Below are 10492 nucleotides of genomic sequence, written 5' to 3'. Positions count from 1 at the left end.
TGATTCGGCTTTCGGCAACTGCGGCGGGGAAGATTATGAGTTTGGGCTGCGCTTGCTCAAAGCTGATGTATCTTTGGTTCTGGCGGATGATGCAGTGGGCTATCATTACGAACACGAAACTAACAATCTCGATCGCTCTTTCCGGCGCTGTCGTCAGGAAGGGCGCTCGGATGTTTTGATCGGCCGCCGACACCCGGAACTCAGACCGATGCTGCACATAAAAGACTACGAAAGTCCTTATTTTTTGGTAGACAAGATTTTGGTGGCGATGGCCTTTTTCTGGCCGGCGGTTGTGGATTGGCTGGCGGTGTCCGCGAGGAAATCTCTGGATTTGCTCGAAAGCTTCGGGATGCGGGGAACTTGGCGGTGGTTGCGGGCAAAGTTGCGCGGTTATTGGTATTTGCGGGGTGTGATTGATGAGCTCAAAAGTCGATCGGCAATTTCTAGTTTTATGCAAGGAGGCCCGGCCCGTGCTGATTTGGGGGGACATGAAATTAACATCGATTTGCAGCAAGGTTGGGAAGCTGCAGAAAGCCTGCTGGACGCGGAACGACCGGCTGGGGTTTACCTGTATTACGGCCAACTGACAGTCGGCCACATTTTTCCGCAAGCGGGCCTGGAACCGCTGCGGGGCGCTCACTTGCGCTCGATTCTGGCGCTTTTGTTGGCCGAACCCCTGGCTCGGGCGATCGGCGTTAACGGTATGCCCCGCACTGCTGAAAAGATCAAGGAAAAGCCTTTAGTGGCTGTTGAAAGTTACGAGTTAGCAATTAATGACTAAGTAGGTAGGTGCAAATAAACATTACATGGGTCGGGCGGGTGAGTGCATCCATCTTCTCGCTTAGAGCTGGTAATCATTAGCTAAAGGGGCCCCTACAAGATATTGTTTTTTCGTGCCGCTCTACTTAAGTCGGGGAATTTCAACCAAAAACTCAAACCTCAAAAGTTGGGAAATTGGAAAAGTGCAACCCCCAACTTAAAAGTCAAAACTCAAAACTTTTTTATCTAGTTCCCGCTGGAAAATAATCAGGAGCAAGTTATGGCAATAAAAGTGATGGAAATTGAGTTTGCCGAACAGATTAATCCGATTCGGCAACTCGAACAATACGAAGGAGTTCGCATTTTAGTTCGCTACCGGGGACGGCCTCTGGGCTGGGCTTATGTTAGTAACAATCCCTGGGAACAAACAATTTCCGCTGCTCGAGTGCGACAAACAATTGTGGATCAGTTAGGCAAGAAGTTGGTGCGATCGACTTTAGAAGAGCAGTTCGGCGCTGTTTCTGAAGCAGTGGCGGATCGCCACCTGCCGTCAATTAGCGTTGTCATCTGCACGCGCGATCGGACAGATTTGCTCAAAGGCGCTCTGGAAGCTCTACTCGCACTCGACTATCCCGACCGCGAAATAATCGTTATAGACAACGCTCCTACAAACAGCAGCACCGCTGAATTAGTTGCGCGATTGCCGGTACGCTACGTCAAAGAAGAACGGCCAGGATTAGACTGGGCGCGCAATCGCGGGATCGCTGAAGCGCGACACGAGATTATTGCTTTTACTGACGACGACGCGCGGCCCGATCGCGGTTGGCTGCGGGCGATCGCTTCGGCTTTTGCGGATCCAGAAATTATGGCCGTAAGCGGTTTAGTGGCGGCCGCCGAACTGGAAACCTTGGCGCAACAGCAATTTGAACTGATATATGGCGGAATGCTGCAAAAGCTCGATCGCCGCAAAATCAACGGTAGCGAGCTTTCTGTGCAGCAGTTGCTGTGGGCGAGCGACTACGGCGTGGGGGCGAATATGGCTTTCCGGCGGCAAGTTTTCGCGGAAGTTGGTAATTTTGACGTTGCTCTCGATGTGGGCACTCCGACTCGCGGTGGTGGAGATATTGAGATGTTTCATCGGATTCTGGCGAAGGGATACGCCACTTTTTATGAGCCCAGCGCTTTTGTGTGGCACTTGCACCGGCGCAGCGACAAGGCTTTGAGCAAGCAGTTGGAGGATAACGGGCGCGGTTTTGGGGCTTATTTGCTGACGTGCGATCGCAACCGCACTGTGCCGCGCCTAGAAATTTTGAAATTTGCCATGTTTAATTGGTTTGGTTGGTGGCTGGTGCGCCGCTTGGGGGATCCGGGTTGGCTGCCGCGCAAGTTGGTAGTCAGCGAGTTGCTGGGAGCTCTAGACAGTCCTTTTGCTTACAGAAAAGCGCAGTTGCAGGCGCAGCAGTTAGCTGAGATTGAGCCGTTCGAGCAGCCACAGCCGGAACCGCAGCAAGTCGCCGGAGGTGTGCGGTGAGAAGTCTTCCAACGCGGGTTTACAGGCGCAAAATCGCTCATTTCTTCGATTTGCTGCGGGTGTTGGTCGATCGCGATATGAAATTACTTTACAAGCGATCGGCTTTAGGGATTGCTTGGACTTTAATCAATCCGCTGTTGCAGTTAGCTGTATTTTCCTTTGTGTTTCGCACTGTTATACCGATTAACATTCCGAAATTTTCTTCCTTTGCTTTCAGCGGTTTGTTAATCTGGACTTGGTCTCAAACGGCATTATTTCAAGCAACGGGATTAATTACCAGCAATAAAGCGCTAATCAGACAGCCGAATTTCCCCACGGCAATTTTGCCGGTAGTCACGACGATGACGGGGCTAATTCACTTTCTGTTAGCTTTGCCGGTGTTAATTATCTTTCTGGCAGTGGATGGCGTTCGGCCGAATGCAGTGCTGTTTGTATTACCGCTGCTGATGGTTATTCAGTTTGTTTTGACAGTCGGTTTGGCTTATCCCCTCGCCGCTTTGAATGTCACATTTCGCGATACTCAGCACACTTTGGGCGTCCTTTTGCAGATGCTGTTTTACCTAACTCCGATTTTCTACGACCTCAACAGCGTCCCGAAAGAATTTCAGCCTTTATATCAGTTAAATCCGATGGTGCCACTGATCGAAGCTTACCGCGCCATACTGCTCAAAGGTACGCAGCCGGATTGGCAGGCGCTGTTAATTGTGAGCTTGGTTGTGGCTGTTATTTTGCCGATCGGACTGGCAATTTTTAGACGGCAAAGCAATACTTTTGTGGAGGAATTGTAAATGCGTCAGGCTATTGTTGTCAAGGGTTTGGGGAAACGTTTCAACCGCTACAGTGCCGATCGACCTTATACGATTATGGAGGCCGCTTTATCGGGTTGGGGGCGGATGAAACCGCAGGCGCGTTTTTGGGCGCTGCGGGATATCAATTTCACTGTTTCTCCCGGGGAAATGCTGGGAATTCTCGGCAAGAATGGCGCGGGAAAATCGACGCTGCTGCAACTTCTCGGTGGTATCGGCAGGGCTGAGGAAGGAACTGTTAAAGTTAACGGCAGAATTGGCGGTTTGTTAGATTTGGGTGCGGGTTTTCACTCGGATTTAACTGGCCGAGAAAATGTGTTTGTGGGTGCGGTGGTGGCCGGTTTGACTCGCCGGGAAGCGGCGCGCCGATTTGACGATATTGTGGAATTTGCAGAGTTGAAAGAGTTTATTGACAGCCCGATGCGCACTTACAGTACCGGGATGCAAATGCGGCTAGCTTTTTCTGTGGCGGTTCATACTGACCCGGAAGTGCTGTTAATTGATGAATATTTGTCGGTGGGTGATGTGGCTTTTCAAACTAAATGTTTGAACAGAATCGCTGAGTTTAAGGCTCAAGGATGTGCGATTGTTTTGATTTCTCACAGCGCGGCGCAAATTCAGAAAATGTGCGATCGGGCTTTGTGGCTAAAATCCGGTGAAATCGTGGCTTACGGGGAACCGGAAGTGGTGGCAGGTCAGTATTTGTCGGAAATGCGATCGGAAACTGAAAAACGCACTCCCATGCGTCCTCCTGAAGTTACAAGTACGGGTTCGCAACTGCGAGTTAATGAAAATCGCTTCGGTTCTTTGGAAGTAGAAATTACGGATGTCAAAGTGTTGCCGGATGAAGAGATAAATACTGGTGATGGTATTACTATTGAAATTCATTATTCTGTGCCGAAGCCGATTGCTGCTGCTATTTTTGGCGTGACAATCAGCCGGGAAGACGGCCAAAGCTGTTTTGAGACTAATACTAATCAAATGGGTCGGTTGCTACCGCTGGCGGAAGGTAAAGGCACCATCCGCCTGCACGTAAACAGGCTGGATTTAGGAAACGGCCAGTATTACGTGAATGCTGGGGTTTACGAGAAGAGTTGGGCTTACGCCTACGATTATCACTGGCACGTTTATCCGCTGTACGTGCGATCGACTGTAAACCAAAAAACGATTCTTTGTCCGCCGTACCGCTGGGAATTTGATGGCAAAATGCAGGTTGCGGATTTACCCGAAGCAGCCGCTCAAACTCACGCTTTGAATAAGAATAATCCCGGCTACGTCAAGATTTCGACTCAGTTGAAAAATAAGCAGAAACCGGACTTTTTAATTATTGGCGCTCAAAAGTGCGGCACGGAACCTCTATCCGGCTATCTAGCAAATCACTTGCAAATTATTAAAGAAGGTCCCCGCGAAATTCACTTTTTTGAATTAAATTTCGAGCGTGGTGTAGAGTGGTACAGCAAGCAGTTGACGCGCAGTGTGGCGGGTGATAAGGTGTTGCTGTGGGAGATGACTCCTTACTATATTTATCATCCGTTGGTAGCCGAGCGGGTTTACAAGTATTGCCCCAATGTTAAGCTGATTGTAATGCTGCGAAACCCGGTAAAACGAGCGTGGATGCACTATCATTTAGAAGTGGCGATCGGCTGCGAAAAGCTGGAATTTGAAAAGGCGATCGCTTCAGAACCCGATCGGCTAAAAGGTGAAATTGAAAAAATCAAAGCCGATGAAGGTTATTACAGTTTCAATCACCAGCATTATTCCTATTTGTCGCGAGGAATTTATGTCGAACAAATCAAAAATTGGCTCGACTATTTTCCCCGGGAACAGTTGTTGATTCTCAAGAGCGAAGATTTTCTAGCAAATCCCGGCAAAGTATTTTCAGAAGTGTTAGATTTCTTAGACATTAGTGCCAGTGCAATTAAAGAATATGAGATTAATAATATCGAGGATTACAGCAAAATGCCGCCGGAAATCGAACAACAATTGACAGATTATTTCAAACCTTACAATCAGGAACTTTCTGATTTGTTAAAAGAGGATTTTACTTGGAGTTAGGAAAAGAGTTTTTAACCGCAGAGAGGGCACAGAGGCACAGGAATTCTACCTCCTTCTTCTCTTTCTCTGTGCCCTCTGCGCTCTCTGCGGTTCATAAAAAAAATCTCATTCACAAACACTTTATAAAGTATAAAAATGAAACGGATATTTTTAGTGGGCTCCCCTCGCAGTGGCACAACAATTCTTCAAAGTTTATTAGCCGCTCATCCCGAAGTTATTTCTTTTCCTGAATCTAAGTTTTTTCACTATTTGCTGTACGATCAGTTTGCCGGAAAGTTGCCAAATAGGATGGAAGCTTTTTTTAAGGATGAGATTAAGCGTCCTGAACTTTTGAAAGATTTTGATGACAGTCAAACAGTCGAAACTAAAGCTAGTTGGTTTGTCGGAGTTTTGGATGGTTTGGCTGCGGAACAAAATAAAAGCATTTGGTTGGAAAAAACGCCGGAGCACATATATTTTATTGATGACATAGAGCGCTTTTTGCCGGATGCAAAATTCATACATATTTTGCGAAACGGTATGGATACAATAGCTTCTCTGTATGAAGCTACTTGTAGTCTTAACGAATTGTGGGGCCCTGGTTGGGATTTAAACCACTGTATCGAGCGCTGGGAACAGGCGATGTTAACTAGCCACAAATATGTTAATAAATCAAATCATATATTAGTTAAATATGAGGAACTTTTAGACGACAAAACAAAATTATTAGGAGAAATTTGTAATTTTATGGGCATTGAATATGACGACCAAATGCTCGTTAATTATCAAGAAAAAGCCGCGAATCTCAGTCTAAACCTACCTTGGCATAAAGGAATTGAGAGAGATATCAAAACGAGTAACGTTCACAAATATCATAAAATTTTTAAGACAAATGAAATCAGATATATTTTAGATAGGATTAAGCGAGTAAAGGGTGAAATTGCCTGGAAAGTTGCGGTGGAAGTGAGCGAACCAATTTCTGATATTTGCGCTCTGGGGCAAATATGCGAGATCCTCTGCTGTACCATCAAATTAGAAGGAATTGAACTCGGTATTATTGAATTGCCAGTCTGCGAGGGCATGGTTGCGGCTTCGGTGTTGGCGGATGCGGTTGCAGCCCAGTTTGCTTGGCAAATTATCGATCACTTCTTTCAACGCAATCGCTGGGGAAAAGGCAATAAATTCTGGGGAACTTTGCTGGAATCCTTCCAAGCTAAACCTGACTGGACGCTATTTTTACAAGAATTATGGGGGCGTCCCCAGTGGCATTTGGAGTATTTCTACAAGCCAGAAATAGCAGAGAAAGTCCCAACAATTACCCTCGAAAACAAATTGATTGCCTTAGAAGTTAGCGAGGAATTTGCTAATATAAAAGTTGATCTTTCGGAAATTGACGTGCTGGTGAAAGTAGGCGGCGTTGCTGTCGGTATTGTCACTGTTGCGGTGGAAAATAATTTTGTTTCGGCTCAAAAATTGCGATCGACAATTACTCTAAATAGCGGTTTTGAGTTGTGCGTCGCCACCGTGCGTGAAGCTTTGCTGGGAAAACCCCTCAAAGGCAAGATGTCGCTGCGATCGCGCTTAGCCTCTTCTGCTAAACAAAGGTCGGATTTGCACGACTCGTTGAATGCACCCGGTGCTGGGGGCATTTACCCCCAAAATGCCGTGATGTTCGGCAGGCGCGAGGGTGCCGCTGGGACCAGTGTCAGCCGCCGGGCCGCACTCCCGGCGGCGGCGCTGCCGGAAATCGAGTCAGCGGCGGCAATCGCGGGGGAACCGAGAATCCAAATTCCCCGAGAAAACGAGTTTCCAAAGCAAGTATTTTACGCACCGGAAATCATTTTGCCAAAAGCGCCGTATAGAGAAGTTTCTCACTCCGTGAAACCTCAAGTTTTTGACAATCATAGCGTTACAGAAAGGCTGCCGATTCTCGCCTACCGCCGCATTTCTCCTGACGGTTTAGAGGCAATTACTCCGCAGGTTTTTGAACAGCACTTACAAAATCTCAAACAGCATGGTTATTACAGTGCGAGTTGGGAAGATTGGCAAAGCGCGAAACAGGCTAAAACTCCTTTACCCGGTAAAGCTGTATTGATGACTTTTGACGGCGGCTATCTCGACTTTTTCCAATATGCTTGGCCTCTGCTAAAACGCTTTGATTTTACAGCAACTGTTTTTCTAGTAGCGGAGTTGATAGGAAAGACAAATAGTTGGGAAAAAGCCGAATTTGAAGAAGTGCAGCTAATGGGATGGCCGGAAATTTTGCAACTGCGGGATGCAGGGATTGAATTCGGTTCTATGTCTGCTACTCATCAACCTCTGACTGCATTGTCGCCGACAGAAATTGTGCGGGAGGCGGCGAAATCCCGTGCTATCTTGGAACGGGGATTAGAGAAATCTGTTAAATGTTTTGCCTATCCTTACGGGGATTTCGATCCAATTGTAGCGCATTTAATTGGAGCGAGTGGGTATACTTTTGGTGTATCATATAGGTCAAGTTTTAGCAGCTTTGACGATGCTTTACTGTCGCTGCCGCGCCTTCAAGTTACAGCAGAAAATACCTTACAATTAGGTTTGTAGGGTGCGTGAGCCCGCTCAAATATCATTCAGTTTTTCGACCCCGAGTTATATCATGTCCGGTCGGGCGATCGCGATTTTTGTAGGGGATCCCCTCACCAACAATACCTGCCAATAATTGACCATCTCAAAAACCCGCCCCGACCGGGATATTATGGTTAATCGATCTGATATCGTTTACGGTTGTTTCGGAATGATTTAACCGCAGAGGGCGCAGAGGAAGAGAAGAGAGAGATGAATAATTCCGCTCCCAACGGATTTGATCTGACATGATATTAACAGTCAATAGTCAACAGTCAACAATAATTCCGGTGCAACCGGAATTGATATTACAAGTGAAATTTCTTAATCCATCCCTTAATTTTCCGCTGCAAATAACCCCCTAACCCTCGGGAAATCTTCTCAAACTTATAATAAAATAAAATATCCATAACATCTTCAGTTTTCATATACTTTAAATAAGAAATCATTTTATCTGTCAGTTCATCATTAACATCATCGATATATTTTCTCACCGCCAACCTTTCCGAAATATTCCATTTATTATCAAACTTGCGGTGCATTTCCGTCTCATAATCCCGAAAATCTGATATTTTCCCCTCCAAATAGCTTTGAATATATTTCCCCGCTATTTGGGCACCATCCATCCCGTGTCTAATCCCTTCGCCGCCCAAAAAATTTACTGTCGAGACAGTATCACCGATCGCAATTATATTATCCTTGCAATAAATATCCTTCAAACCAGGACTGTACTTCAGCGTCGAACCGTGTTTGTCAATAATTTTATAATTTTTAGACTTCAGATATTCATCTATCAGTAAATCAATATATTTTTTCAGCGGTGACAAATGCCTCACCGTTTTCGGATCTAAAAAAATGCGACCCGCACCAACTTTCAGCCTGTTTGGTTCCATTGGGAATATCCAGGAATAACCCTTCGGCATCCATTTATCGCCCAAAAAGAAGATTAAATCACCGCTGTATTTATTATAAACTTCAGGCTCTACTTCAATTAAATATTCGATTCCAGTTCCCGACAAAAAATCTGGCTTATCTTTCTCTTTTTCGTACATAATCGCCCTAGCAAAGCCAGTAGCATCAACCAATACTTTCGTGCTAACTTTGATAATTTGACCGTCGGATAACTGTTTAAATTCTACCGTTGTTTCGCCCTTGGCTTGTGAATGTCCGGTGTAGCGACAACCAAGCCAAACTTCACCGCCAAATCGCTCAGCTTCGCTGGCCAAAAATGCTCTAAATTTAGCAAAGTTGAGAACAACTCCCAAGCTTTCGGGAGACTCCCAACTTTGACTGACTTTGCTAGTTTCAATAGTAAGTTTGTGCCAAAAACTGCCGATAACGGATTCTGGTAAATCGAATTTAGAGAGGGTTTCTAGAGGCGTGGCGGCGCTGGAAAAGTCATTTTTATTAAAATTATCGTTTTGCTCTGCCAGCAAGACTTTGTGGCCGGATTTGGCTAGCATTCTCGCACAGTGACCGCCTGCTGGGCCGGCTCCTACTATTACTATGTCACAACTTTTTAAATTCATTTTGCTTTTAACTTGCTTCCAATGTCAAAATACCCGCAGACATATCAACTACTAACCGCCGATTTTTCAGCCACTGGCGGCCGATTAAAACGGATGGTACTCCAGCACCCACCAGGGTACAAGCCCCCGGATTCATCCGTGAAGTCGCTTGCTTCAATTCTTCAATCTCAAATCTCAAATCTCAAATCTCAAATCGCTAGACTGTCCATTGCTAACCAGCCCGAAAAACCTGTATCTAGCAGAGCATCAACAGGTAATTCTAAGCCGTTATTAGCAATCAATTCAACTTCAAAAAATAGCTCGTCCTCATCACCAAATCTTCCTTCAATCATATTGAGCCGCACGCCCCTGTATTGTTGATGCGGAAAAGGTAGGGGATAGCATTTGGGTGTTTCTGGCGGCACATTTTGGTAGCCGCCATATCATCCTTGTCGATAAAATATTCCCCGCTATCAGGTTCAACCGCCATGTACCAGTTGTAGTGAGTGTCAATTAAGTCTGGTTTAAGGCGATCAAAAATTACTTTGCAACGCTTGCGAAATGCCGCTCTTTCGGCTCGCCACTGGGCTTTCTTTTCTTCTGACCACTGAATTTCGGGGAACAATCTTCCCCGCCGCACGGTACGATTTGGTTTCACGTTAGTCATTGTTTTTTCTCGCTTATGGTAGCTTTTCTCGATCGTATTGTACCACAAGCTCCGGTTCGACCTATCCGAAAGACGTGCAATTTAGCTTTGAGGTATTTTTCACGGTCTATCTTGGCAAATAAAATATCATTTCGATCGATAAAATATTCCCCGCAGGTAGTAAGTTTGGGTTAAGCACACCGTTTCAGATAGCTTTGGGCAACACAGTCGCTGGGATTTCTTTCCAAACACCTAGTGAACAGGAATTTGGCATCCTCTATCGAGCCTTGATAGTAGCGAATCAAAGCTAATTCAAAAATCGGTTTCGTTTCCAATTTAGCTTGTTTTTGGGCTGGAGGATCGGCCTCAAATACCTCAAACACCCCCACTTTTTGAGATTTTCCTCGAACTTGCACCTGAGCGACGAGGCGCAGGGCATACTTCATCGGTTCTTCGAGCGCAGCTAAGGTGGTGTGGGAAATCAGAAACGGAACTTGGTAGACTTTTGTTAACTGTTGGAGGCGCGAACCGAGATTAACTGCATCGCCAATGACGGTGGTATCGATGCGAAAGTTACCGCCTACTGTTCCTAGCCTCAAATTTCCTGTAT

At 45.9% G+C, this 10492-nt stretch carries 10 protein-coding genes; 5 read left to right on the top strand and 5 right to left on the bottom strand.

Going from position 1 to position 10492, the window contains the following annotated elements; genetic code table 11:
* From ACUVJL_RS33775 to ACUVJL_RS33755, 5 genes are all read left to right on the top strand, one after another.
* Positions 1–781: glycosyltransferase family 2 protein (locus ACUVJL_RS33775; protein WP_445249825.1), on the top strand; the 781-nt coding region annotated here is incomplete at its 5' end.
* Between the two features lie 258 nt (positions 782–1039).
* Complete coding sequence (locus tag ACUVJL_RS33770) at positions 1040–2290, top strand: glycosyltransferase (protein WP_445249824.1); 1251 nt, start codon at positions 1040–1042, stop codon at positions 2288–2290.
* Entirely contained in the window at positions 2287–3078 is a 792-nt protein-coding gene (locus ACUVJL_RS33765) for an ABC transporter permease (RefSeq protein ID WP_445249823.1), read from the top strand. Before ACUVJL_RS33770 ends, ACUVJL_RS33765 begins: the two co-directional genes overlap by 4 nt.
* On the top strand, positions 3079–5151 hold the full coding sequence (locus tag ACUVJL_RS33760) for a Wzt carbohydrate-binding domain-containing protein (protein WP_445249822.1): 2073 nt from the start codon (positions 3079–3081) through the stop codon (positions 5149–5151).
* A 135-nt stretch (positions 5152–5286) separates the two neighbouring features.
* Positions 5287–7710 carry a sulfotransferase gene (locus ACUVJL_RS33755; protein WP_445249821.1) on the top strand — a complete coding sequence of 808 codons (2424 nt, stop codon included), beginning with the start codon at positions 5287–5289 and terminating at the stop codon, positions 7708–7710.
* Between the two features lie 326 nt (positions 7711–8036).
* Here the strand turns inward: ACUVJL_RS33755 and ACUVJL_RS33750 are convergent, their stop codons facing one another.
* The 5 genes from ACUVJL_RS33750 to ACUVJL_RS33730 form a co-directional block, all read right to left on the bottom strand.
* A complete protein-coding gene (locus tag ACUVJL_RS33750; protein ID WP_445249820.1) occupies positions 8037–9257 on the bottom strand; it encodes an NAD(P)/FAD-dependent oxidoreductase in 1221 nt (406 codons plus the stop codon).
* A 7-nt stretch (positions 9258–9264) separates the two neighbouring features.
* Positions 9265–9435 (bottom strand): hypothetical protein, encoded by a 171-nt coding sequence (locus ACUVJL_RS33745; RefSeq protein WP_445249819.1) that lies wholly within the window; start codon positions 9433–9435, stop codon positions 9265–9267.
* Positions 9436–9445: 10 nt separating this feature from the next.
* On the bottom strand, positions 9446–9589 hold the full coding sequence (locus tag ACUVJL_RS33740) for a hypothetical protein (RefSeq protein WP_445249818.1): 144 nt from the start codon (positions 9587–9589) through the stop codon (positions 9446–9448).
* Positions 9586–9903: a hypothetical protein gene (locus ACUVJL_RS33735; protein WP_445249817.1), complete on the bottom strand. Its 318-nt coding sequence runs from the start codon at positions 9901–9903 to the stop codon at positions 9586–9588. The genes ACUVJL_RS33740 and ACUVJL_RS33735 overlap by 4 nt, the downstream gene beginning before the upstream one ends.
* A gap of 170 nt (positions 9904–10073) precedes the next feature.
* Positions 10074–10492, bottom strand: a 419-nt coding sequence (locus tag ACUVJL_RS33730; RefSeq protein WP_445249816.1) for an adenylate/guanylate cyclase domain-containing protein, incomplete at its 5' end; no start/stop codon positions are given.

Origin of the sequence: Microcoleus sp. OTE_8_concoct_300, assembly GCF_031383065.1 — a bacterium.
In the GTDB taxonomy this organism is placed as follows: domain Bacteria; phylum Cyanobacteriota; class Cyanobacteriia; order Cyanobacteriales; family Microcoleaceae; genus Microcoleus.
The sequence above is the reverse complement of the archived record's forward strand: the minus strand, read 5'-3'. Positions and strand labels throughout refer to the sequence as shown.

Excerpts from the sequence above, each read along its gene's own strand:
- ACUVJL_RS33735 (WP_445249817.1), bottom strand. The coding sequence starts at position 9,903 with ATGACTAACGTGAAACCAAATCGTACCGTGCGGCGGGGAAGATTGTTC.
- ACUVJL_RS33770 (WP_445249824.1), top strand. The coding sequence starts at position 1,040 with ATGGCAATAAAAGTGATGGAAATTGAGTTTGCCGAACAGATTAATCCG.
- ACUVJL_RS33760 (WP_445249822.1), top strand. The coding sequence starts at position 3,079 with ATGCGTCAGGCTATTGTTGTCAAGGGTTTGGGGAAACGTTTCAACCGC.
- ACUVJL_RS33750 (WP_445249820.1), bottom strand. The coding sequence starts at position 9,257 with ATGAATTTAAAAAGTTGTGACATAGTAATAGTAGGAGCCGGCCCAGCA.
- ACUVJL_RS33740 (WP_445249818.1), bottom strand. The coding sequence starts at position 9,589 with ATGATTGAAGGAAGATTTGGTGATGAGGACGAGCTATTTTTTGAAGTT.
- ACUVJL_RS33755 (WP_445249821.1), top strand. The coding sequence starts at position 5,287 with ATGAAACGGATATTTTTAGTGGGCTCCCCTCGCAGTGGCACAACAATT.